This window comes from Azospirillum sp. ST 5-10 (assembly GCF_051225715.1).
In the GTDB taxonomy this organism is placed as follows: domain Bacteria; phylum Pseudomonadota; class Alphaproteobacteria; order Azospirillales; family Azospirillaceae; genus Azospirillum.
This window is the reverse complement of sequence record NZ_JBPJSP010000009.1, coordinates 136,703-157,742: the sequence shown is the minus strand read 5'-3', so window position 1 is coordinate 157,742 and position 21,040 is coordinate 136,703. Positions and strand designations below refer to the sequence as shown.

Below are 21,040 nucleotides of genomic sequence, written 5' to 3'. Positions count from 1 at the left end.
GAGTGTCAAGCGCTTGTGTGACCGTTCGGTGGCGCTCACGCGGCGGCCGCGATCCAGCCTCCGCCGAGCACGCGGTCGTCCCGGTACATGACGCAGGCCTGCCCCGGAGCGATGCCGAACTGCGCCTCGTCCAGCGTCACCTCGGCGGTGCCGTCGGCGGCGAGGCGCACGGTGGCCGGGGCGGGCGGCTGGGCGGAACGGAGCTTGACCTGGGCCGCCACCGGCTCGCCGGGCGCCGCCGCCGGGCCCAGCCAGTTGACCTCGCGCACCCGCACCCGGGCGCGGGCCAGGGTGCGCTTCGGGCCGACCACGACGCGCCGGGTCGGCGCCTCGACGCGGACGACGTAGAGCGGCTCCTCCTCGCCCTTCAAGCCGCCGATCCCCAGCCCCTTGCGCTGGCCGACGGTGTAGTGGACGATCCCGCGGTGGCGGCCCAGCACGCGGCCGTCGACGTGGACGATGTCGCCGGGCTCGACGGCGCCGGGCCGCAGCCGCGCCACCACGTCGGCGTAGGAGCCGCCGGGCACGAAGCAGATGTCCTGGCTGTCCGGCTTGTCGGCCACCGCCAGGCCGTAGCGCTCGGCGAGCGCCCGCGTCTCCGGCTTGGTCAGTCCGCCCAGCGGGAAGCGCAGGAAGTCGAGCTGGTCGCGCGTCGTGGCGAACAGGAAATAGCTCTGGTCGCGCCCCGGGTCGACGGCGCGGTGCAGCTCCGCCCCGGCGGCGCCGGCCATCCGGCGCACGTAGTGGCCGGTCGCCAGCGCCTCGGCGCCGAGGTCGCGGGCGGTGTTCAGCAGGTCGCGGAACTTGACCCGCTGGTTGCAGCGCACGCAGGGGATCGGCGTCTCGCCGCGCAGGTAGCTGTCGGCGAAGTCGTCGATCACGTCCTGGCCGAAACGGCTCTCGTAATCCAGCACGTAGTGCGGGATGCCGATGCGGTCGGCGACCTGGCGGGCGTCGTAGATGTCCTGGCCGGCGCAGCACGCCCCCGCTTTCCGCAGGGCGACGCCGTGGTCGTAGAGCTGCAGCGTGATGCCGACGACGTCGTAGCCCTCCTCGCGCAGCAGGGCCGCGGTGACGGAGGAATCGACGCCGCCCGACATGGCCACCACGACGCGGGTGTCCTGCGGGCGCTTGGGAAGGCCGAGCGAATTCATGGTGCCCCATATGGGCCGGCCGTGCGGCGCGACAAGCACGGCCGGGCCCGGCGGCGCGGCGCCGGGCGGCGCCTCAGCCGCCCATGGCGTTGCGGGAGCCGCCGGGCAGGCGCACGGTCAGGCCGTCCAGCTCCTCGGTCATGATGATCTGGCAGCCGAGGCGCGACGTCTTGGTCAGGCCGAAGGCGAGGTCGAGCATGTCCTCCTCCTCCTCGCTGGCCTCGTTCAGCACGTCGTACCACTGCGGTTCGACGATGACGTGGCAGGTCGAGCAGGCGAGGGACCCTTCGCAGGCACCCTCCAGGTCGAGCCCGTGCTTGTGGGCGATCTCCAGCACGGACAGGCCGAGCGGAGCGTCCACGTCGCGGCGGGCGCCGTCGGGTTCGATGAAGGTCATCTTGGGCATCGGTGTCGGGACTCCCTGGTAGGCGGTTCGATGGTCGGAAAAGGGCGGGGCGGCGGGTCAGGCCGGCGGGGCACGGCGGGCGCGCCGGGCGCGGGCGTCGGCGGCGACCGCCTCCAGCGCCTCCAGCCGCGCCAGCACCCGTGCCGCGGCACCGGTCAGGCCGGTGCGGAAGGCGTGCGCCAGTTCGCGGATGCAGCCCTCGATGCGCTGCGCCACCTCGTGGGCCACCCGGTCCATCGCGGCGGCGCCGGCGTCCGGGTCGGCGGCGGCGGCGTCGAGGCGGGCGCGCAGCTCCGATTCCTCGGGCGCCGTGCCGGGATCGTTCTCGATGCGGTCGCCGCCCAGCAGCTCCAGCAGGTAGCGGGCGCGGCGCACCGGGTCGCGCAGCACCGCGTGGGCCTCGGCCAGCGCCTCGGCCTGGGCGGCGGCGTTGGACTGCTGGCGGACGCCGCGGGCGACGAACCGCTCCGGCGTCAGGGCGCGGGACAGGCCGGCGTGCTGGCGGGCGAGCTGCTCCAGGTCGATGTCGAAGCGGCGCTCCAGCCCCAGCCGGGTGAAATGGTCGAGTGCCGCCGGCGGCTGCACGGCGCCGCAGCCGTGGCAGAACAGAGCGCGCGCCGCCACCGAGCGGCCGCACAGCCAGCACGGGTGCAGGTCGCCGTCGATGGTGCCGGCGATGCGCGGGCCGCCAGTGCCCTTTCCCGATTCGCTCATGGTCGGTTCACCTGGACGCGTTCATTTCCGTACGGTCGTTCCCACCCCTGGTCGTCGCGGCACGACCCTGCGCCCGTTCCGGCGCGTCATACCGGCATCGGCGGCGCGACGCAACGGTCACGATCGGGAATGACGATCGGCGGCACCGGCGGCGGCGCGGGTCAGGCCGCACCGCCGGGCGCCAGGCGCCGCGCCATCGCCGTCCAGGCGTCGAGGAAGCGCTCCACGTCCGCCGCCGTGCTGGTCCAGCCGAGGCTGACGCGGACGGCCGACCCCGCGGCGGCGTCGCCCGCGCCCATGGCGGTCAACACGTGCGAGGCCTTGACCGTCCCGCTGGAGCAGGCGGCGCCGGTCCCCACCGACACCCCGGCGAGGTCGAGCGCCATCATCTGCGTCTGCGCCGGCACGCCGGGCAGGGCGAGGCAGCTGGTGTTGGCGACGCGCGGCGCCGCGGCGCCGAACACGCGCGCCTGCGGCACCGCCGCCTGCGCCCGCTCCTCCAGGGCGTCGCGCAGCGCCGCCAGCAGGGCGGTGCGGCCGGGCTCCGCCGCCTCGACGCGGGCCAGCGCCGCGGCGGCGCCGAATCCGACCAGCCCGATCAGGTTCTCGGTCCCGGCGCGGCGGCGCCGTTCCTGTCCGCCGCCGCGCAGGATCGGTTCCGGCTCCAGCCCCTCGGCCAGCACCAGCGCGCCGGCTCCGGCCGGGCCGCCGATCTTATGGGCCGACAGGGTCATCAGGTCGGCCCCCAGCGCCGCCATGGACAGGGGCAGACGTCCCGCCGCCTGCACCGCGTCGGTGTGCACGAGGCCGCCGCGGGCGTGGACCAGCGCCGCCGCCTCGGCCACCGGCTGGACCACGCCGGTCTCGTTGTTGACCAGCATCAGCGACACCAGCGCCGGCCCGGCGGCGTCGAGACGGGCCTCCAGGGCCGCCAGGTCGACGACGCCGTCCTGGCGCACCGGCAGCCGCTCGGCGCCGGGTTCGGCCGCCAGCACCGAATCGTGCTCGATCGCCGAGACCAGGACGCGGCGGCCGGGGAAGCCGCGCAGGGCCAGGTTGTTGGCCTCCGTCCCGCTGCCGGTGAACAGCACGCGCGCCGGCGCGGCGCCGGCCAGGGCGGCGACCGCGGCACGGGCGTCCTCGACCGCCCGGCGCGCGGCGCGCCCGTGGCCATGGACCGACGAGGGATTGCCGACGAGGTCGAGCGCCCCGGCGATCGCCGCCCTGACGGCGGGTCTCAGCGGCGCCGAGGCGTTGTGGTCCAGATAGACGGGAGACGGCATCGTCGGGAAGGGGCGCCCCCGGTCATTCCGCCGCGACGGCGGCGTTCCCGGACTCCGCCGCGCCGGCCAGCTTGCCGGCGAGGATGCTGGAGCCGATCACCCGGCGCTCGACCACGTCGGCGACGGTGACCGAGCTGAGATACATGTGGATCTGGTTGCCCAGCTCCTCCCACAGGTCGTGGGTCAGGCAGCGCGAGCGGTTGGTGCGGCAGCCCTGCGGGGTGATGTTGGCGCAGCGGGTCGTGCGGATCGGCTCGTCCACCGCCAGGATGATGTCGGAGATGCGGGTGGCGTCGGCGGTGTGCGCCAGCAGGTAGCCGCCGCCGGGGCCGCGCACGCTCTTCACCAGGCCGCCCTTGCGCAGCTTGGCGAACAGCTGCTCGAGGTAGGACAGAGAGATCTCCTGGCGTTCGGCGATGTCGGCCAGCGCCACGGGATGACCGTTGCTGTTGGCGGCGAGATCGACCATCGCCATGACGGCGTAGCGTCCCTTGGTGCTCAGTCTCATGTCTCTCTCCCTTTCTCCGGGCCGGCACCCTGGACGCGGCCAGCCTGGCTCCGCCGCGGCGGAGCCGGTTCGTGTCAACAGGGGCCGGCCGGCGCCGGGTGCCGCTCGCGTCCCGGCCCGTCGCCGTCCGCCGGTTCGCCGTCGTGGCCCAGGCGATCGCCGGGGCGCGCCTGTTCCAGCTCTTCGACCCGCTGGCGCAGGCTCTGCACCTGGTCGAGCAGGCCGGAGAGGGCGCGCGCCACCGGGTCGGGGATGTCGCCGCACGGCGTGCCGTAGGGAAGGAACTTCGCCGCGTCGGCCTTGTCGCGCGGCACCACGACGCGGGCCGGGATGCCGACCACCGTCACCCCCGGCGGGACGGCGGCGACCACCACGGCGTTGGCGCCCACCCGCGCCCCCGCGCCCACGGTGATGCCGCCGAGGATCTTGGCGCCGGCGCCGACGATGACCCCGTCCTCCAGGGTGGGATGGCGCTTGCCCGGGTGCAGCGAGGTGCCGCCGAGCGTCACCCCGTGATAGAGCATGACGTCGTCGCCGATCTCGGCGGTCTCGCCGATGACGACGCCCATGCCGTGGTCGATGAAGAAGCGCCGGCCGATGGTGGCGGCGGGATGGATCTCGATGCCGGTCAGCGCCCGCGCCGTCTGCGACACCAGCCGCGCCGGCAGGGTCCAGCCCCGTTTCCAGAAATAGTGGGCGATGCGGTGGGCAAGCAGCGCGTGCAGCCCGGGGTAGCACAGCGCCACCTCCAGCCGCGACGTCGCGGCCGGGTCCCGGGCCACGATTCCGTCGATTTCTTCGCGAAGATGCTTGAACACCGACTCACCCGCCGTGGTATAGTCCGCGCTCTCTCTCAGGATCGGTACGAGCCCCAGCCTCTCCGGTTGCGCGGGTTGCCCCGGACGACATACCGACGCATATATGATGACCAAGCAAAACGGTCAAGAATTGGATTCACAAAAAACGTGGCCTGGAGCGCGCAACCACATTAGCTTGTCCGGCACCGCGGGCGCCGCCCGCGGAGTGGTTCGTGTTTGTCCCGGTTCGCGTCAGGATCGTCGCCCCTATGCCTGAAGTGATGATTAACGGCCCCGCCGGCCGCCTGGAGGGACGCTACGTCCACGGCAAGACCCCGAACGCGCCGGTCGCCCTGATGCTGCACCCGCATCCGCAGCACGGCGGGACCATGAGCAACAAGGTGGTCTACACGCTGTTCCAGGCCTTCGTGAAGCGCGGCCACTCGGTGCTGCGCTTCAACTTCCGGGGGGTCGGCCGCAGCCAGGGCTGCTTCGACAAGGGCGAGGGCGAGCTGGCCGACGCCGCCGCCGCGCTGGACTGGCTGCAGACCTACAACCCGAACGCGGCGCTGTGCTGGATCGCCGGGGTGTCCTTCGGGTCCTGGATCGGCATGCAGCTGCTGATGCGCCGGCCGGAGATCGACGGCTTCGTCGCCGTGTCGCCGCCGGTGAACCGCTTCGACTTCTCCTTCCTGGCGCCGTGCCCGTCGTCCGGCCTGATCGTCAACGGCGACCGTGACGAGGTGGTGCCGCAGCCGGCCGTGCAGAAGCTGGTGACCAAGCTGTCGGTGCAGCGCGACATCCGCATCGATCACCGCACCGTCGTCGGCGCCAACCACTATTTCCTCAACCGCACCGACGAGCTGGCGCGCGAGGTCGACGATTATCTCGACCGCGCGCTCGGCAACCCGCTGGCCGCCGTCGCCGAATAGCGGCGGCGCTCAGCCCGTGGCGAAGCAGGCGGCGCGGTCGTCGCACTGCTCGCAGTTCGGCGACTTGCAGAGCAGGAAGCCCTCCCGCGAGCAGAGCTGGCGGTAGAAGAACTTCTTCCACTTCATGTCGCCGGCGTTGAGCGCCACCAGCGCCGGAAAATGCCGGCGGAACATGGCGTTCAGCTCGCGCCGGCTGGCGAAGCCCATGTCCTGCCAGAGATGGCGGGCCTCCAGGCTGCGGCGGGCGACGATGGCGGCCAGCCATTCCTCCTCGTCTCCCACGCCGGCTCGGTGCTCAAGGATGAAGGCGCGCAGGTCGGCCTCCTCCAACTCGTCCTCGCCGGGGCCGGTGCCGGCGGGCAGGGCGGCGATCCAGGGCACGAGGCCCGGCGCGTGGCGCGCCGCCAGGGCGGCCAGGGCGCCGCGCGTCAGGCCGAGGGCGGCGGTCAGCGGCCGGTCCCGCTCGGCGGCGGCGTGGCCGAGGATGCGGGCGAACAGCAGGGAGTCCGGGTACTGCGACGGCGGCTCGGCGGCGAGGGCGGGCTGGGGCATGGCAGCGTCCTTCGGCGGTGCAGCATGAGCCCCTCATTTCGCCCAGGTCCGCCGGCTCTTTTCAAGTGTCCTGTTCCGGTTCGGGGGGCGGCCGGGTCAGGGAATCGAGGCGCGCCATGTGCGGTCCGGCGGCCTCCAGGGCGGCGCGCTCCATGGCGCGGTAGCGCTCCACCAGCTCCTCGCCGAGCGGCGTCAGCTCCGCGCCGCCGCCGGCGCGGCCGCCGGCGCTGGCCTTGACCACCGGATCGCGGAACACCCGGTGCATCGTGTCGATGAGCTGCCAGGCCCGCCGGAACGGCATGTCCACCGCGCGCGCCGCGGCGGAGATCGATCCCGTCCGGCGGACGCCTTCCAGGAGGCGGACCTTGCCCGGCCCGATGGAGCCGCCGGCGTACAGGATGCGCAGCCGCAGCGTGCCGCGGCTGTGGCCGTCGTCGTCCGTTTCGTCCATCCGCGCGTCTTCCGGTGCGGTTGCCATCGTCGCCATGGTCGGCCCGCCGGGTCGGCGAGACAAGGGACAATGTCGTCCGCGGCCGCGCGGATTCGCGCCTTGCTGCGCAAGGCGAACGGGATCAGACTCCAACCCCGCCGCGATCGATGGCGGCGGGCCCGGAGGCTGGGAGGTGCGGCATGGCGGAGGCCGCCGTCGGGCATGCCCTGCTGGCGCGGCTCGCCGCGTTGCGCGACGAACCGCAGCCGCGGACGGGCCTGCTGGCCGATCTGCGGGAAGTGGAGCACGGCGCCGACCCGCGCTTCGCGCTCACCCTCGACCATTATCTCGAAAGCTGGCTGGGCGGCCGCCCGCGCGAGGTGTTCCAGCTGCCGGAGCGGCGCCTGCTCATCCTCGCCGCGGCGGAGGCGGCGCCGCTGCTGGAGGGCGGGGCGAAGGCGCTGGCGCAGATGCTGCGGGTGCACGGCTTCGGGACGATGCGGTTCGCCGCCTACGACCTGCCCGCGGACCTGGACCGGCTGGTCGGCGCCGTGACGCCGCCGGGGGCGGACGGGCGGATGCGCCTGGTCGCCGCGGCGGACCGGGCGCCGACGGCGGCGCTCGACCAGGTTCTGGCGGTGGAGCGGGTGCTGCGCGGCGCCGACGTGGAGAGCCTGCTGCGGGAGGAGACGCTGTGGTCCTTCGCCGACCCGCAGCGGCCGGAGCCGCGGCTGACCGAGTTGGCGGTGTCCCTGGACGAGCTGGAGGCGCGGCTCGACCTGCCGCTGCGCCGCGACGCGTGGCTGCGTCACGAGGTGGCGTCGCTGCTCGACCGCGGCCTGTTGCGCCACGTCGCCCTCGACCGCTGGCGCAGTGGGCGCTCCTACGCCTTCGACCTGCACACCGCCACCGTGCTCGACGACGGCTTCGCGGCCCTCGCGCGGGCCGTTCCGGCCGAGCTGCGGCGGCGCATGACGGCGGAGCTGGCCGCCTGGGAACTCGGCCTGTCGGCGGACCGGGTGGTCGCCGCCGCCGCCCGTCTCGCCGACGTCGGCATGGCGGTGGCCATCGACCACGTGCCGCTGGCGATGCTGCCGGCCCTCGACCTGCGCGGCGTGCCGGCGGCCTACGTCAAGACCCTGTGGAGCGCGGCCGAGGACGCCCCGGCGCTGCTGCGCGCCGGCGCCGGGCGGTTGGGAGCCGACCGCCTGGCGCTGTGGCGTTGCGACACGGCCGCCGCCGTGGCGGCGGGCGAGGCGGCCGGGGTCCGGCTGTTCCAGGGCGCGGCGGCGGACGCTGTCGCGGCGGAGCGCGAGGCGCTCTGGCTGGCGGACCAGGCGCGCGCGGACCAAGCGTGCGCCGCGGCGGCGGCGCGCTCTGCGGCAGCACCGGCGGCCCACCCCGGCGTCCTCATCCGCCTGGGCCGCCTCCTGGGCCGCCTCCTGGGCCGCCACTGAACGGTTGACGGCTCAGCGGCGGGGCGGCGGAGCGGCGTCCGGTCCCCCATCGTGCTCGTCGATCCACTCGAAGGCGAGCACGGCCTCGGTGAAACGGGCGAAGAAGCGGTCGGCGTAGCCGGTGGCGCTGGAGCGCACCAGCCGCCCGGCCAGGGCGGCGATCCGCCCGCCGAGGTCGGCAGTGGCGGTGTAGGTGAGGTGGGTGTGCCCGCCGTCGGCCTCCTCCAGGCGGACGTGGGCCATCGCCTTGACCATCCCGGCGAGACCGCCGCGGCCTTCGCCGACCAGGATGTAGAAGCGCGGCGGGTCGACGGGATCGACGGTCAGGCGGCTGTCGAATCCGACCTTCAGCGGGCCGATGCGCGCCATCACGCGGGCGGCGTACTCGGTCCGCGACAGGCGGGTGACGTGCTCGCACACGGGCACGCAGGACTTCAGCACCTGCGCGTCGCACAGCGCCGCGAACACCCGCTCGCGGTGCGCCGGAATCCGGTAGCTGCCCGTCAGTTCCATGCCGTTCCCCTCCCGCGGCTGCGTCCGCCAACATGAAAAAAATGATGCTTGAGCTTCCCGCCCGGTAGGGCTAGGCCCGGATCGCTGAAGGAAAGTTTCGGACAGGGAGGAGAACGGCCTCGCATGGCGATGATCGTGATCGAGAACCTGGTGAAGCGCTTCGGCGCCTTCACCGCGGTCGACGGCGTCAGCTTCGCGGTCGAGCGCGGAACGGTCCTGGGCGTCCTGGGACCGAACGGCGCCGGCAAGTCGACGACGATGAAGATGATCACCGGCTTCCTGACGCCCAGCGCCGGCAAGGTGCGCGTCTGCGGCTTCGACGTCGAGAGCGAGCCGCTGGCGGCGCGCCGGCGCATCGGCTACCTGCCGGAGGGCGCGCCCACCTATCCCGACATGACGCCGCTGGGATTCCTCGCCTTCGTCGCCGGGGTGCGCGGCCTCGCCGGCGCCGCGGCGCGCGAGCGCGTCGCCTGGGCGGTGGAGCGGGTGGCGCTGGGCCCCGTCCTGCACCAGCCCATCGAGACCCTGTCCAAGGGCTTCAAGCGGCGGGTCGGGCTGGCCCAGGCGATCCTGCACGACCCCGACGTGCTGATCCTCGACGAGCCGACCGACGGCCTCGACCCCAACCAGAAGCACCAGGTGCGCACCCTGATCCGCAGCATGGCGGCGGAGAAGGCCATCGTCATCTCCACCCACATCCTGGAGGAGGTGGAGGCGGTGTGCAGCCGCGCCATCGTCATCGCCGGCGGCCGCGTCCTGGCCGACGGCGAGCCGACCGGGCAGGGCTGGCGCCTCGGGCCCCACGTGGCGGCGCCCGGCCGCCTCGACGCGGTGTTCCGCCGCATCACCCTGGGCGCCGCCGAGGCGGAGGCCGCGCCATGCTGAGCGGTGCCGGCGCCGTGTTCCGGCGGGAGCTGGCGGGCTACTTCGCCACCCCCGTCGCCTGGGTGTTCATCGTCGGCTTCCTGCTGCTGGCGGGCATCCTGACCTTCTATGTCGGCGGCCTGTTCGAGCGCGGGCAGGCCGACCTGAAGCCGTTCTTCGCCTTCCATCCCTGGCTCTACGTGGTGCTGATGCCGGCCGTCGCCATGCGCCTGTGGGCCGAGGAGCGGCGGTCCGGCACCATCGAGCTGCTGCTGACCCTGCCGGTCGGCCTCGCCGGCGTGGTGGTCGGCAAGTTCCTCGCCGCCTGGGCCTTCACCGCCATCGCGCTGGCGCTGACCTTCCCGGCCTGGATCACCGTCAACGTGCTGGGCCATCCCGACAACGGGGTGGTGCTGGCGGGCTATCTCGGCAGCCTGCTGATGGCCGGCGGCTATCTGGCGATCAGCGCCTGCCTGTCGGCGCTGACCCGCAACCAGGTGGTGGCCTTCGTGGTCGGCGTCGTGGTGTGCCTGCTGTTCACCGTCGCGGGCAGCCCCATCGTGCTCGACGCGGTGGTGGGCTGGGCGCCCGAGGTGCTGGTGGACGCGGTGGCGTCGTTCAGCCTGCTCAGCCGCTTCTCGGCGATCATCGACGGCGTCATCGATCTGCGCGACCTGGTGTTCTTCGCCTCGCTGATCGCCGTCTGGCTGTTCGCCAACACGGTCGTCGTCGACCTGCGCAAGGACGGCTGAGGGAGGACGGACGATGACCCGCAAGACCATCTCCCTCCTGTCCCTGGCGCTCGCCGCCGTGCTGTTCGTGGCGGTCAACGTGCTGGCCGGCGCCACCCTGCGCCACGCCCGCCTCGACCTCACCGCCGACCGCCTCTACACCCTGTCGCCCGGCACCGTGAACGTGCTGGCGGCGGTGCGGGAGCCGGTCACCCTGCGCCTCTACTTCTCCGAACGGCTGGCCGGCGAGGTGCCGGCGCTGCGCACCTACGGCCAGCGGGTGCGCGAGCTGCTGGAGGAGTACGCCGGCCGCTCCGACGGCCGGGTGCGGCTGGAGATCGTCGACCCGGAGCCCTGGTCGGAGGCCGAGGAGCGTGCGGTGGAGGCCGGCGTCACCGGCGTGCCGCTGGACCGCAGCTCGGGCCGGCAGATCTATTTCGGGCTGGTCGGCACCAACAGCACCGACGGGCAGGAGGTCATCCCCTTCTTCCAGCAGGAACGGGAGGCCTTCCTCGAATACGACCTGACCCGCCTCGTCCACGCGCTGGCCGCACCCAAGCGGCCGGTCGTCGGCGTCCTAACGGCGATGCCGCTGGAGTTCGGGCCCGGCGGCATGGCGGCGGCGCTGCGCGGCGGTTCCCAGCCCTACGCGGTGCTGTCGGCGTTGCGCATGCTGTTCGACGTGCGCATGCTGCCGCCGGATGCGGCGGCCGTCGGCGACGACGTCGACGTGCTGATGGTGGCCCGGCCGAAGGACCTGCCGCCGCGCACCCTGTACGCCATCGACCAGTTCGTGATGAAGGGCGGGCGCGCCGTCTTCTTCGTCGATCCGTGGGCGGAGAGCGACCTGGACGCCGGCCCCGGCGGCATGCCCGACCCGGTGACCGGCAGGACGGCGGCCCTGCCCACCCTGTTCGACGCCTGGGGCATCGCCATGGACCCGTCGACCTTCGTCGCCGATCCGCTGCGCGCCATCGCCGTCAGCACCGGCCGCCGCACCGTGCCCTACCCGGCGTGGCTGTCGCTGACCGACGAGGACCGCGACCGCAACGACGTGGTGACCGCCGACCTCGGCACGGTCAACGTCGCCTCGGCCGGCAGCCTCGCCCTCAAGGAGGGGGGCACGGCGACCCTGACGCCGCTGATGACCTCCTCGCCGGCCGGCCAGCTGGTGCCGGTGATGCGCCTGCTCGGCCCGCCGGAGCCGGAGAAGCTGACGGCTGCGCTGGGCGCCGAGGGCAGCCGCCGCGTGCTGGCGGCGCGGGTCTCCGGCACCCTGGCCTCGGCGTTCCCCGACGGTCCGCCCAAGGCCGAGGACGCCCAGGGCGACGCCGCCGAAGGCGGCGGTGGCGAGCGGCCCGGCGCGGCGGAGCATCTGGCGCGCAGCCGGGAGCCGGCGAACCTCATCGTCGTCGCTGACAGCGACCTGCTGGAGGACCGCTTCTGGGTCGACGACCAGCGGATGCTGGGCCAGCCGACGGCGATGCCGTTCGCCGGGAACGGCGACTTCGTGGTCAACGCGGTGGAGAACCTGTCGGGCTCGGCCGACCTGATCTCCCTGCGCGGCCGTGCCGGCTCGCGGCGGCCCTTCACCCTGGTGCAGGACCTGCGCCGCGCCGCCAACCAGGCGATGCTGGTGCGCGAGCAGGAGCTGGAGAACGAGCTGAAGGAGACGGAAAAGCGCATCGCCGACCTGCAGGGGAAGGCCAAGACGCCCACCGGGGCGCTGCTGTCGGCCGAGGAGCAGGGCGCCATCGACCGCTTCCGCGGCGAGGTGGTGCGCATCCGCAAGGAGCTGCGGGCGGTGCAGCTCACCCTCAACCGCGACATCGAGCGGCTGGCGGCCACCGTCAAGGCGGCCAACATCGTCGCCATGCCGGTGGCGGTCACGCTGCTGGCGCTGGGCCTGGCGTTCTGGCGGGCCCGCCGCCGCGCCCGGCTGAGCCACCGCTAGGAAGGAGGTTCCCCATGCGCACGCGATCCCTGGCGATCCTGGCGGTGGCGACCGCCCTCACCGTGGCGGCGGCCGGCGTGGCGGTGACCCGCAAGCCGGCCGGCGTCGTCGACGCCCCGGCCGCCGGCCCGCTGTTCCCCGATCTGGAGGACCGGATCAACGACGTCGCCCGGGTGGAGATCACCTCCTCGAAGGGCACCGTGACGGTGGCGCGGGCCGGGCAGGGGCCGTGGATGGTCCAGGAGAAGGACGGCTACGCCGCCGACGTCGACCAGGTGAAGAGCCTGGTGGTGGCGCTGGCCGGCATGACGGCGGTCGAGCCGCGCACGGCGCTGCCCGACCTCTACCCGCGCATCGGCGTGGAGCCGGTGGGGCCGGGCGCCGCGTCGGTGGGCGTCACCCTGTCCGGGGCCGACGACAAGCCGCTGGCCGCCCTGCTGGTGGGCAAGACGGCCGCGGCGTCGCCCGGCGGCGGCACCGCCCTCTACGTCCGCAAGCCCGATACGGCGCAGTCGTGGCTGGCCCGGGCCTCCCTGGCGCCGCCCGACACCGACCCGCTGCGCTGGCTCGACCGCGCCATGCCGCAGATCCCGCGCGACCGGGTCAAGGCGGTGGAGATCCGCCAGTCCGACGGGACCGTCGTCACCCTGTCGCGTCCCGATCCGCAGACGGCGGACTTCGCGGTCACCGGGCTGGCCGAGGGGACGACGCCGCGCCAGTCCACGGTGGACGAGACGGCGGGGGCGCTGGCCTACCTGTCGTTCGAGGACGTGCGGCGGGCCGACCCGGGGCTCTTCGCCGACGCCCCGACCGCCATCGTCCGCACCTTCGACGGGGTGGTGCTGACGGTGCGCACCGCCGTGCACGAGGACGCCAACTGGCTCGCCTTCGCCGCCGCCTTCGATCCGGAGCAGGCGGCGGCCGGCGCCGCCAATCCGGCGCTGCTGACGCCCGAGGCGGCGAAGGCGCAGGCGGCGGAGTGGCAGGCCCGCTTCTCCGGCTGGGCCTACCGCGTCTTCGACGCCACCGCCGACCGCTTCCGCCGGCCGCCGGCCGGTTTCGTGGCGAAGTAGCCGGCCCGGCGTCCGCACGGGCGCGTCAGCGCTTGCCCGCACCCGCCTTCACGACGTCGATGAAGGCGCGCAGCGCCGGCGCCATCTGGCGCTGCCGGGGATAGCAGAGGAAGAGCCCGGGAAACGGGCTCGACCAGTCCTCGAGCAGGGGGACGAGGGCGCCCGCCTCGATCAGCGGGCGCACCTCCTGCTCGACCCAGAAGGCGATGCCCAGCCCGGCGACGGCGGCGTCGATGGCCATGCGCTGTTCGCTGAAGATCAATGGCCCGTCCACCGCCACCTCCAGCCAGGAGCCGTCGCGGAAGAACTCCCAGGCGTAGGGCGTCGTCCGTCCCGGCCAGCGCCAGCGCAGGCAGTTGTGCGCCTGCAGGTCCTTCGGCGTCCGCGGCCGGCCGTGGGCGGCGACGTAAGCGGGCGACGCCACCGCGATCTGCCGGAGATCGTCGCCCAGCCGCACGCCGATCATGTCCTTCTCGATCACCTCGCCGAGGGTGAAGCCGACGTCGAATCCGGTGGCGACGAGGTCGACCACCGCGTCGTCGACGAGGATGTCCAGCGTGACCGCGGGATAGGCCTCGTGGAAGGCCGGAAGGATCGGCGCGACGTGGTGCCGGAAGGCGAGCCTCAGGCAGCGGACGCGCACGACGCCGGCGGGGCGGTCCCGGAAGTGCCCGACGTCGGCCAGCGCCGCGTCGAGTTCCGCCAGCGCCGGCCGGATCCGGAGCAGCAGGCGCTCGCCGGCGTCGGTCAGCCCGACGCTGCGCGTCGTGCGGCGCAGCAGGCGGACGCCCAGCCGCTCCTCGAGACCGCGGATGATCTGGCTGAGCGAGGACGGCGACAGGCCCAGTTGTTCCGCCGCCCTGGAGAAGCTGCCCTGTTCGGCGACCGCGATGAAGGCGCGCAGATCGCTGTGACCGTTGGCCCGCATGCCGGCGTGTTCCCAAGGATTTCTGTGGCGTTTCCGAATGACCCTTTCAGGTTTCGCCCGATTATTCCAGCCGGCCCTTCCGCCTAGCTTCCCGGTACCGGCCGAGGGCGGGCCGCCGGCCCCCCGGGCGCCGGACGACCCGCACGCAAGGAGGCAGCCATGTCCACGTTTTCATCCGCCGTGACCGAAGTCGAAGGCAAGGTGGCCCTGGTCACCGGCGCGGCCAGCGGCATCGGCCGCGCCATCGTCGAGCTGCTGCACGCCCGCGGCGCCCGCGTGGTGGCCGAGGACGTCGACCCCGAGGTCGCGGAGCTGAAGCGCCCGGGGCTGGTGCCGCTGGTCGCCGACATCACCCGCGACGGCAGCGCCGAGGCCGCGGTCGCCCTGGCCGTCGACACCTTCGGCCGGCTCGACCTGCTGGTCAACAACGCCGGCCGGATCATCTACAAGCCGGTCGTCGAAACGAGCCGCGAGGACTGGGAGGCCATCATCGCCACCAACGCCACCGGCGCCTTCCTGCATTCGCGCGAGGCGGTGAAGGCGATGACGGCGCAGGGCGGCGGCGGGGCGATCGTCAACATCGCCTCCTACGCGTCCTACTTCGCCTTCCCCGGGATCGCCGCCTACACCGCGTCGAAGGGGGCGCTGGCGCAATTGACCCGGACGCTGGCGCTGGAAGCCATCGAGCACGGCATCCGGGTCAACGCCATCGGCGTCGGCGACGTCGTCACCAACATCCTCAACCATTTCATGGAGGACGGCCCGGCCTTCCTCGCCGAACACGGCAAGGCGGCGCCCATCGGCCGGGCGGCCCGGCCCGAGGAGATCGCCGAGATCGTCGCCTTCCTCGCCTCCGACCGGGCAAGCTTCATCGTCGGTTCCGTCGTCATGGCCGACGGCGGCATGACCGTCGCCGCCGGCTGACGGCGGCATGACCGTCGCCGCCGGCTGACGGCGGCATGATCGTCGCCGCCGGCTGACGGCGGCATGATCGTCGCCGCCGGCTGACGGCGGCATGATCGCCGCCGCCGGCCGCCGGGACCGCCTGTTCCGCCCGGTCCCGGCGCTTCACCAGTAGCGCATGGCGTCGGCGTACAGCCCCCGCAGATCGGCTGCGTCGACCGGCCGCGGGGCGATGGACAGCAGGCGCTGCTGCGCCATCGCCCCGTCCGCCAGCGCCGGGATGTCCGCTTCGCCGTAACCCAGCGCCGACAGGCCGTTCGGCAGGCCGGTCGCCTTCATCAGGGCGATCAGCCGGTGGGCGAGCATCGCCCCGGCCTCCTCGGGGCCGACGCCGCGCAGGTCGGCGCCCAGCGCCTCGGCCGCCCGCCGATGGGCGTCGGGGGCCGCCGGTCCGGTGAAGCGGAAGGCGGCGGGGGCGTTCAGCACCACCGACAGGCCGTGCGGGACCATCGCCGGCGCCTTCTCGTAGCCGGCGGCGCGGAAGCTGTGGTTCATGCCGGCGACCGAGTAGGACATGGCGTGCGGCACGTGCACGCCGGCGTTGCCGAAGGCGAGGCCGGCCAGGGTGGCGGCGAACATCAGGGCGTCGCGCGCCTCGTGGTCGTGGGGATCGGCGACCGCCCGCTCCAGGAAGGCGCCGCCGAGGCGGATCGCCTGCAGACTGCCGATGTCCGACCACGGGTTGGCGCCCTGGTAGGGCGGGCGGGCCGCCGGGTCGGCGGGGCGCGGCCGCGTCCGGTAGGGCCGGGCGGTGTGCGACTCGATGGCGTGGGTCAGCACGTCGAAGCCGGTCGAGGCGACCACCCCGGCCGGCAGGCTGTAGGTGGTGGTGGGGTCGACCACGGCCAGGCTGGGGCGCAGGTGGCGCGACGAGATGCCCGTCTTCACCCGGCGCTCGACATGGTCGAAGATCGCCACACCGGTGGTCTCGCTGCCGGTGCCGCAGGTCGTCGGGCAGGCGATGTGCGGCTTGATCGGGCCGGGCACCGGCCGTCCCTCGCCCAGCGGCCTGTTGACGTAGGCCAGGAAGTCGGCGGGGTGGGTGGCGTAGAGGTTGGCAGCCTTGGCGGTGTCGATGACCGAGCCGCCGCCGATCGACACGAAGCCGTCGAAGCTGCCGTCGCGGGCGAAGGCCGCCGCATCGAGGAAGCTCTCGCTGGTCGGCTCGACGCGGCAGAGATGGTAGATGCCGACCTCCAGCCCCTCCTGGTTCAGCCCCTCCAGGGCGACGTGGAACGGGGTGGTCTCCATCACGTTGGGTTCGGTGAACAGCGCCACCCGGCGCATGCCGAGGGCGCGGGCATCCAGGCCGAGCTCGGCCAGCATGCCGGGGCCGAACTTCATCGACGCGGCTTCGACGGTGAAGCCCCGCTCGCCCAGCGGGTCGAGGGGATAGGCGCTGGCTGCCGTCATGATCCGATCCTCCCTGTGGCCGATTGTTCGTATTTCCATCCATGGGAGCGCCGGAACGGCGGCGCTGTCAATTCACCCCGTCGGGCAGGCGGTCGCGCAGCGCCAGGGCATCGGCGGCGGCGTGACCGAGCGCGGTGTTGTCGAAGATGCACCACACCGGGCGCGCCGCCGCGTCGGCGCGCAGCAGGGCGGCGATCCGGTCCAGCGCGTCGGCGCCATAGGGGGAGTGGTACATCTCCGGCGCGCCGTGCAGGCGGACATAGACCAGCCGGTCCCAGCCGCCCGGGACGTCGGCGCCGGGGGCGGGCGGCGGGTCGGCGGCGACGCGGGCGACCCGGTGGTCGGCCAGCAGCCGCTCCGGTTGCGGCGCGAACCAGGAAGGGTGGCGGGGTTCGCAGACCACGTCACCGGCGAAGCGCCGTCGCAGCGTGGCGAAGAACGCCGCCGCCACGCCGGCGTCGTGGCGCAGGCTGGGCGGCAGCTGCACCAGCAGCGGCCCGAGCCGGTCGCCCAGGTTGGCCGCCGCATCCAGGAACCGGGCCAGCGGTTCCTCCGCCGCGGCGAGGCGGTGCTCGTGGGTCACCGCGCGCGGCAGCTTGACCGCGAAGCGGAAGCCCGGCGGCGTCGCGGCCGCCCAGCGGGCGTAGGTCTCCGGCATGTGCGGCCGGTAGAAGGAGGTGTCGATCTCCACCGCCGGAAGAACCCGGGCGTAGCGCTGGAGATGCGAGCCGTCGATGGGGAAGGCGCCGGCCACCGCCTTGGGGACGCTCCATCCGGCCGTGCCGATGCGGATCGGATGCATCTACCGCGCCGCCCGGCCACGGGCGTGATCCCGCTCCCCATCGGCCGGCAGCGTGCGCACCGGAACGACGATCACCTCGCGCAGGCGCCAGTCGAGGCGTCGCAACTCCCCGGCGAGGTGGGCAACGCGGTCCAGCAGGTCGGTGCGGTCGCGCGGCACGACGAAGGCCTCGGCCAGGAAGACGTGGCCCTCCCCGCGCAGGCGGACGTCCACGGCGCCGACCCAGGCGTAGCGTTTCAGCGCCTCGTGCAGGCGGCCCAGCAACGGTTCCGCGCGCGCACCGTCGACGGTGCGCGGCTCGCGGTCCATCAGATCGGCGACGGAGATCCTCAGGTTGCGGTAGCCGTCGTGCAGGATGTCCAGCGCGATGACCCCGGCGGCGGCCGAGTCCGCCCACCAGAAGCCGAAGCCGATGCCCAGCACGCCGACGATGCCGGCCAGCGCCGTCATCCAGTCCGCCTTGTTCATCTGCGCGTCGGCGTACAGCACCTTGTCGTTGATGTCGTCGGCCAGCGGCAGCTTCATGCGGCCGAGGATCACCGCGGGGACGGCGCTGTACAGCAGGGCCGGGATCATCAGCCAGCCCAGCCAGACGTCATGGCCGAACAGGCTCACGGTGGCGATGGTGGGGTGCCGGCCGGACAGCAGCGTCATCGCCGCCTCGACCGCCAGGAAGCCCCCCATGGCAAACAGCGCGGCGGCGGCGGCGAGATAGGCCGCCGACGTGGCGCGGTGCCAGCCGTAGGGGAAGGTCCGGGTCGGCTTCCACTCCGCCACCCGCGAGCCGATCAGGAAGACCGCCGGCGGGATCAGGCTGAGGATGTCCTCGTACCACGCCGTCCGCATCGCCTGCGACTGGCCGAGCACGAGGTACATCAGGACGATGGACGAGAGGAGATAGGCGACGGTCCACCATTCCAGGCGGCGCGCCCGGCGCAGGGCGCGTCCCTGGTGGGGCGGGAATTCGAAGTCCCGACCCTTCATGCGGCTCCTCCCGCCGCCAGGGCGGCGCGGACGTCGGCCGCCCGGTCCGACAGGAACCGTTCGACGCGGACGATCCAGGCGTTCTCGCCGGGCGGTGCGGCCAGCACGTGCCGGGTCGTTGCCAGGGTGTGCGGGGTGACGGCGTAGCCCAGCTGCGCCAGCCGCCAGTCCGGCGCCGCCACCGGTCCGGCGAACGCCGCCAGATCGTCGACCCGCACGGGCACCGCGCCCTCGTCCTCCAGGGCGGCGGCGGTGGCGCCTTTGGGAGTAACGCCGACCTCGACCCCGTCGAGCTTGTCGAGCGGCGGGTCCTCGGGCGGCACGCCGACCAGGGTGGTCGCCGCGAGATAGGGGCGCGTCAGTGCCACCCGCCGTTTCCACGGCGAGTCGCCGGTCAGGCCGCCGATCACCAGATCGAGGTCGAAACGCTCCAGGGACGCCAGCAGTTCGCCCTGGCTGCCGTGCACCCATTGGACGCGGGCGCCCAACTCTGCGGCCAAGTCCTTCACCAGCGCCGCTTCGATGCCGCCGATCCCGCCGTCCCCGACGACGGTCCAGGGCGCGGCGCCGACGACTCCCACCCGCAGCGTGCCGCCGTTCACCCGATCCAGCGTGCTCTCGGGATCGCGCGGCAGGTCGCACGCCGCCACCGGGATCATCAGGACAAGCGTCAGGAACAGCCGAATCGCGCCCATCACCTCCCACCCTCGTTCAGACCGACCCCCTCGTTCAGACCGGTTGCCGAGGGTCAACAGCCCGGCTCAGGCATCGTCGCGGGAGAAGGAGGCGCGGTGGTGTCTCATGCCGCCGCGCGCTCGTCCCGGTCGCGCAGACGCCGGGCCTTCTCCGCCTCGTAGAGGGGCCGGTACTTGCCGACGAAGCCCTTGCGGCAGGCCCGCTGGAAGCGGTTGGCGGCGCTTGCCCAGTCGTCGCCGGGCCGCACCCAGCTGACATAGGTCACGCCGCTGCGCGGATCGGTGCGCAAGTAACGGCCGCGGCCCTTGCCGCTGCGAACCCACTGCCCCGGCAGAAGCCGCAGCGCGCCGCGCGCCAAAAGCATGGAAATCTGCGGCGTCATGTCGATCATGGGAAGATACGTCATTTCGGGACTCTCCGGAACAAGGTTCCGAACATTGCCAAAGAGGTGGGTCGGCAGGGCCGACCGGACGACCGATATATGGGAATTGGTGTGAGTTCCTGCAATGTTCTCAAGCGATATTTCTGCTGACATGTCAGAGGCTTGCACCGTGCCGGGCCGCTTTCGCCATTGAGCCGCGGCAGCGGCGCCCCTACCTTGGGCGGCGTTTCCCATGACCGGTGCAAGGCGCATGCGTCCGTTCCCATCCCTTCCCTGCCGCATCCTTCTGGCCGCCCTCGTCCTGGCGGGCTGCCAGACGACCGGAACCACGCCGGTCGCCGCCACCTCCGCCGTCGGGGTGGCGGCGCCCCAACAGCAGGACTTCCCGTCCTGGCTCGCCGATCTGCGCCGGGAGGCGCTGGAGCGCGGCATCCGCGCGGCGACCTTCGACCAGGCCTTCGCCGACGTGCGGCTGCAGGACCGGGTGGTCGAGCTGGACCGCAACCAGGCGGAGTTCGCCCGCATGGTGTGGACCTATCTCGACAGCGCGGTGTCCGACCAGCGGGTGCGCCAGGGGCGCGAGCGGCTGCAGGAGAACGCCGCCCTGCTGCGCCGCGTCTCGCAGCGGTCCGGCGTGCCGCCGGAGATCCTCGTGGCGTTCTGGGGCATCGAGACGGATTTCGGCCGGCAGACCGGCGGCTTCTCCGTCATCGACGCGCTGACGACGCTCGCCTACGAGGGGCGCCGCGCCGCCTATTTCCGCGGCGAGCTGCTGGCCGCCCTGAAGATCCTCGATTCCGGCGACATCGCGCCGGAGCGCATGTCCGGCTCCTGGGCCGGGGCGATGGGGCAGACGCAGTTCATGCCCACCGTCTTCCTCGCCCACGCGGCCGACGAGGACGGTGACGGCCGCCGCGACATCTGGGGCAGTCTGGCCGACGTCTTCGCCTCCACCGCCCGCTTCGTCGAGCACAACGGCTGGAAGACCGGCGAGCGCTGGGGGCAGGAGGTGGCGCTGCCGGCCGGCTTCCCCTACGACGAGGCGGAACTGACGGTCACCAAGCCGATCGCCGAATGGCGCCGCCTGGGCGTGCGCGGCGTCAACGGCGCGCCGCTGGCGGGAGAGGGCAGCGCCGCCATCCTCGTGCTGGCCGGGCACGAGGGGCCGGCCTTCCTCGTGCGCGACAATTTCCGCGCCATCATGCGCTACAACCCGTCCACCAGCTACGCCCTGGCGGTGGCCCTGCTGGCCGACCGGCTCGCCGGGCGTGACGGCGTCCAGGCATCCTGGCCGCGGCACGAGCAGCCGCTGACCAAGGAGGAGCGCATGGAGGTGCAGCAGCGTCTGGCGGCGCTCGGCTTCGAGCCCGGGCCGGTCGACGGCATCATCGGCGCCAACACGCGCAACGCGGTGCGCCGTTTCCAGGCCTCCGCCGGGCTGGTGCCGGACGGCTTCACCACCAAGGGCTTCCTGGAGCGCCTGCGGCGCGCCGCGACCTGACGG

The 21,040-nt window shown here is 73.4% G+C and carries 23 protein-coding genes; 8 read left to right on the top strand and 15 right to left on the bottom strand.

The window, feature by feature from the left end:
- Window positions 1-35: 35 nt before the first annotated feature.
- The 6 genes from mnmA to cysE form a co-directional block, all read right to left on the bottom strand.
- Window positions 36-1,154, bottom strand: a complete 1,119-nt coding sequence (gene mnmA / locus ACSBPG_RS13065) for a tRNA 2-thiouridine(34) synthase MnmA (protein ID WP_435537605.1) — start codon at window positions 1,152-1,154, stop codon at window positions 36-38.
- A gap of 73 nt (window positions 1,155-1,227) precedes the next feature.
- Window positions 1,228-1,560, bottom strand: coding sequence for a ferredoxin family 2Fe-2S iron-sulfur cluster binding protein (locus tag ACSBPG_RS13060; RefSeq protein ID WP_435537604.1), 333 nt, complete (start codon window positions 1,558-1,560; stop codon window positions 1,228-1,230).
- 57 nt (window positions 1,561-1,617) lie between these two features.
- A complete protein-coding gene (locus ACSBPG_RS13055) occupies window positions 1,618-2,274 on the bottom strand; it encodes a molecular chaperone DnaJ (protein ID WP_435537603.1) in 657 nt (218 codons plus the stop codon).
- Window positions 2,275-2,435: 161 nt separating this feature from the next.
- Window positions 2,436-3,557, bottom strand: a complete 1,122-nt coding sequence (locus tag ACSBPG_RS13050) for a cysteine desulfurase family protein (protein WP_435537602.1) — start codon at window positions 3,555-3,557, stop codon at window positions 2,436-2,438.
- Between the two features lie 22 nt (window positions 3,558-3,579).
- Entirely contained in the window at window positions 3,580-4,065 is a 486-nt protein-coding gene (locus tag ACSBPG_RS13045) for an Rrf2 family transcriptional regulator (RefSeq protein ID WP_435537601.1), read from the bottom strand.
- 74 nt (window positions 4,066-4,139) lie between these two features.
- Window positions 4,140-4,883 (bottom strand): serine O-acetyltransferase, encoded by a 744-nt coding sequence (gene cysE, locus ACSBPG_RS13040; RefSeq protein ID WP_435537600.1) that lies wholly within the window; start codon window positions 4,881-4,883, stop codon window positions 4,140-4,142.
- A 248-nt stretch (window positions 4,884-5,131) separates the two neighbouring features.
- On the opposite strand from cysE, the gene ACSBPG_RS13035 reads away from it, so the two are divergent.
- Window positions 5,132-5,794: an alpha/beta hydrolase gene (locus ACSBPG_RS13035; protein WP_435537599.1), complete on the top strand. Its 663-nt coding sequence runs from the start codon at window positions 5,132-5,134 to the stop codon at window positions 5,792-5,794.
- A gap of 9 nt (window positions 5,795-5,803) precedes the next feature.
- Here ACSBPG_RS13035 and ACSBPG_RS13030 read toward each other — a convergent pair whose 3' ends face one another.
- Together ACSBPG_RS13030 and ACSBPG_RS13025 are read right to left on the bottom strand one after the other, a co-directional pair.
- On the bottom strand, window positions 5,804-6,346 hold the full coding sequence (locus ACSBPG_RS13030; RefSeq protein ID WP_435537598.1) for a nitrogen fixation protein NifQ: 543 nt from the start codon (window positions 6,344-6,346) through the stop codon (window positions 5,804-5,806).
- Window positions 6,347-6,407: 61 nt separating this feature from the next.
- Entirely contained in the window at window positions 6,408-6,797 is a 390-nt protein-coding gene (locus ACSBPG_RS13025; RefSeq protein ID WP_435537597.1) for a winged helix-turn-helix domain-containing protein, read from the bottom strand.
- A 179-nt stretch (window positions 6,798-6,976) separates the two neighbouring features.
- On the opposite strand from ACSBPG_RS13025, the gene ACSBPG_RS13020 reads away from it, so the two are divergent.
- The gene (locus ACSBPG_RS13020) at window positions 6,977-8,233 is read left to right on the top strand and encodes a hypothetical protein (protein WP_435537596.1); all 1,257 of its coding nucleotides are present in this window, start codon (window positions 6,977-6,979) and stop codon (window positions 8,231-8,233) included.
- 12 nt (window positions 8,234-8,245) lie between these two features.
- On the opposite strand, the gene ACSBPG_RS13015 is transcribed toward ACSBPG_RS13020, so the two are convergent.
- Window positions 8,246-8,746, bottom strand: coding sequence for an SRPBCC family protein (locus tag ACSBPG_RS13015; protein WP_435537595.1), 501 nt, complete (start codon window positions 8,744-8,746; stop codon window positions 8,246-8,248).
- A 123-nt stretch (window positions 8,747-8,869) separates the two neighbouring features.
- Here ACSBPG_RS13015 and ACSBPG_RS13010 point away from each other — a divergent pair, with 123 nt between their 5' ends.
- Genes ACSBPG_RS13010 through ACSBPG_RS12995 form a run of 4 tightly spaced genes read left to right on the top strand, consistent with a single transcriptional unit; the run spans window position 8,870 to window position 13,368 of the window.
- Window positions 8,870-9,631 (top strand): ABC transporter ATP-binding protein, encoded by a 762-nt coding sequence (locus ACSBPG_RS13010; RefSeq protein WP_435537594.1) that lies wholly within the window; start codon window positions 8,870-8,872, stop codon window positions 9,629-9,631.
- Entirely contained in the window at window positions 9,625-10,362 is a 738-nt protein-coding gene (locus tag ACSBPG_RS13005; RefSeq protein WP_435537593.1) for an ABC transporter permease subunit, read from the top strand. Before ACSBPG_RS13010 ends, ACSBPG_RS13005 begins: the two co-directional genes overlap by 7 nt.
- A gap of 13 nt (window positions 10,363-10,375) precedes the next feature.
- Window positions 10,376-12,295, top strand: a complete 1,920-nt coding sequence (locus ACSBPG_RS13000; protein ID WP_435537592.1) for a GldG family protein — start codon at window positions 10,376-10,378, stop codon at window positions 12,293-12,295.
- Between the two features lie 14 nt (window positions 12,296-12,309).
- Window positions 12,310-13,368: a DUF4340 domain-containing protein gene (locus ACSBPG_RS12995; RefSeq protein WP_435537591.1), complete on the top strand. Its 1,059-nt coding sequence runs from the start codon at window positions 12,310-12,312 to the stop codon at window positions 13,366-13,368.
- Window positions 13,369-13,393: 25 nt separating this feature from the next.
- On the opposite strand, the gene ACSBPG_RS12990 is transcribed toward ACSBPG_RS12995, so the two are convergent.
- Complete coding sequence (locus ACSBPG_RS12990) at window positions 13,394-14,296, bottom strand: LysR family transcriptional regulator (RefSeq protein ID WP_435537590.1); 903 nt, start codon at window positions 14,294-14,296, stop codon at window positions 13,394-13,396.
- Window positions 14,297-14,455: 159 nt separating this feature from the next.
- Here ACSBPG_RS12990 and ACSBPG_RS12985 point away from each other — a divergent pair, with 159 nt between their 5' ends.
- Complete coding sequence (locus tag ACSBPG_RS12985) at window positions 14,456-15,220, top strand: SDR family NAD(P)-dependent oxidoreductase (protein ID WP_435537589.1); 765 nt, start codon at window positions 14,456-14,458, stop codon at window positions 15,218-15,220.
- A gap of 144 nt (window positions 15,221-15,364) precedes the next feature.
- Here the strand turns inward: ACSBPG_RS12985 and ACSBPG_RS12980 are convergent, their stop codons facing one another.
- The 5 genes from ACSBPG_RS12980 to ACSBPG_RS12960 form a co-directional block, all read right to left on the bottom strand.
- Entirely contained in the window at window positions 15,365-16,672 is a 1,308-nt protein-coding gene (locus tag ACSBPG_RS12980; protein ID WP_435537588.1) for a hydroxyacid-oxoacid transhydrogenase, read from the bottom strand.
- Window positions 16,673-16,739: 67 nt separating this feature from the next.
- Complete coding sequence (locus ACSBPG_RS12975; protein ID WP_435537587.1) at window positions 16,740-17,474, bottom strand: DUF72 domain-containing protein; 735 nt, start codon at window positions 17,472-17,474, stop codon at window positions 16,740-16,742.
- On the bottom strand, window positions 17,475-18,458 hold the full coding sequence (locus ACSBPG_RS12970; protein ID WP_435537586.1) for a cation transporter: 984 nt from the start codon (window positions 18,456-18,458) through the stop codon (window positions 17,475-17,477).
- A complete protein-coding gene (locus ACSBPG_RS12965) occupies window positions 18,455-19,153 on the bottom strand; it encodes a transporter substrate-binding domain-containing protein (protein WP_435537585.1) in 699 nt (232 codons plus the stop codon). Before ACSBPG_RS12965 ends, ACSBPG_RS12970 begins: the two co-directional genes overlap by 4 nt.
- 104 nt (window positions 19,154-19,257) lie before the next feature.
- Window positions 19,258-19,560: a hypothetical protein gene (locus ACSBPG_RS12960; protein ID WP_435537584.1), complete on the bottom strand. Its 303-nt coding sequence runs from the start codon at window positions 19,558-19,560 to the stop codon at window positions 19,258-19,260.
- Window positions 19,561-19,786: 226 nt separating this feature from the next.
- Here ACSBPG_RS12960 and ACSBPG_RS12955 point away from each other — a divergent pair, with 226 nt between their 5' ends.
- On the top strand, window positions 19,787-21,037 hold the full coding sequence (locus ACSBPG_RS12955) for a lytic murein transglycosylase (RefSeq protein WP_435537583.1): 1,251 nt from the start codon (window positions 19,787-19,789) through the stop codon (window positions 21,035-21,037).
- Window positions 21,038-21,040 lie beyond the last annotated feature (3 nt).

Coding starts and splice junctions, on each gene's coding strand:
- mnmA (WP_435537605.1), bottom strand. CDS start 1,154: ATGAATTCGCTCGGCCTTCCCAAGCGCCCGCAGGACACCCGCGTCGTG.
- ACSBPG_RS13060 (WP_435537604.1), bottom strand. CDS start 1,560: ATGCCCAAGATGACCTTCATCGAACCCGACGGCGCCCGCCGCGACGTG.
- ACSBPG_RS13055 (WP_435537603.1), bottom strand. CDS start 2,274: ATGAGCGAATCGGGAAAGGGCACTGGCGGCCCGCGCATCGCCGGCACC.
- ACSBPG_RS13050 (WP_435537602.1), bottom strand. CDS start 3,557: ATGCCGTCTCCCGTCTATCTGGACCACAACGCCTCGGCGCCGCTGAGA.
- ACSBPG_RS13045 (WP_435537601.1), bottom strand. CDS start 4,065: ATGAGACTGAGCACCAAGGGACGCTACGCCGTCATGGCGATGGTCGAT.
- ACSBPG_RS13035 (WP_435537599.1), top strand. CDS start 5,132: ATGCCTGAAGTGATGATTAACGGCCCCGCCGGCCGCCTGGAGGGACGC.
- ACSBPG_RS13030 (WP_435537598.1), bottom strand. CDS start 6,346: ATGCCCCAGCCCGCCCTCGCCGCCGAGCCGCCGTCGCAGTACCCGGAC.
- ACSBPG_RS13025 (WP_435537597.1), bottom strand. CDS start 6,797: ATGGACGAAACGGACGACGACGGCCACAGCCGCGGCACGCTGCGGCTG.
- ACSBPG_RS13020 (WP_435537596.1), top strand. CDS start 6,977: ATGGCGGAGGCCGCCGTCGGGCATGCCCTGCTGGCGCGGCTCGCCGCG.
- ACSBPG_RS13015 (WP_435537595.1), bottom strand. CDS start 8,746: ATGGAACTGACGGGCAGCTACCGGATTCCGGCGCACCGCGAGCGGGTG.
- ACSBPG_RS13010 (WP_435537594.1), top strand. CDS start 8,870: ATGGCGATGATCGTGATCGAGAACCTGGTGAAGCGCTTCGGCGCCTTC.
- ACSBPG_RS13005 (WP_435537593.1), top strand. CDS start 9,625: ATGCTGAGCGGTGCCGGCGCCGTGTTCCGGCGGGAGCTGGCGGGCTAC.
- ACSBPG_RS13000 (WP_435537592.1), top strand. CDS start 10,376: ATGACCCGCAAGACCATCTCCCTCCTGTCCCTGGCGCTCGCCGCCGTG.
- ACSBPG_RS12995 (WP_435537591.1), top strand. CDS start 12,310: ATGCGCACGCGATCCCTGGCGATCCTGGCGGTGGCGACCGCCCTCACC.
- ACSBPG_RS12990 (WP_435537590.1), bottom strand. CDS start 14,296: ATGCGGGCCAACGGTCACAGCGATCTGCGCGCCTTCATCGCGGTCGCC.
- ACSBPG_RS12985 (WP_435537589.1), top strand. CDS start 14,456: ATGTCCACGTTTTCATCCGCCGTGACCGAAGTCGAAGGCAAGGTGGCC.
- ACSBPG_RS12980 (WP_435537588.1), bottom strand. CDS start 16,672: ATGACGGCAGCCAGCGCCTATCCCCTCGACCCGCTGGGCGAGCGGGGC.
- ACSBPG_RS12975 (WP_435537587.1), bottom strand. CDS start 17,474: ATGCATCCGATCCGCATCGGCACGGCCGGATGGAGCGTCCCCAAGGCG.
- ACSBPG_RS12970 (WP_435537586.1), bottom strand. CDS start 18,458: ATGAAGGGTCGGGACTTCGAATTCCCGCCCCACCAGGGACGCGCCCTG.
- ACSBPG_RS12965 (WP_435537585.1), bottom strand. CDS start 19,153: ATGGGCGCGATTCGGCTGTTCCTGACGCTTGTCCTGATGATCCCGGTG.
- ACSBPG_RS12960 (WP_435537584.1), bottom strand. CDS start 19,560: ATGACGTATCTTCCCATGATCGACATGACGCCGCAGATTTCCATGCTT.
- ACSBPG_RS12955 (WP_435537583.1), top strand. CDS start 19,787: ATGCGTCCGTTCCCATCCCTTCCCTGCCGCATCCTTCTGGCCGCCCTC.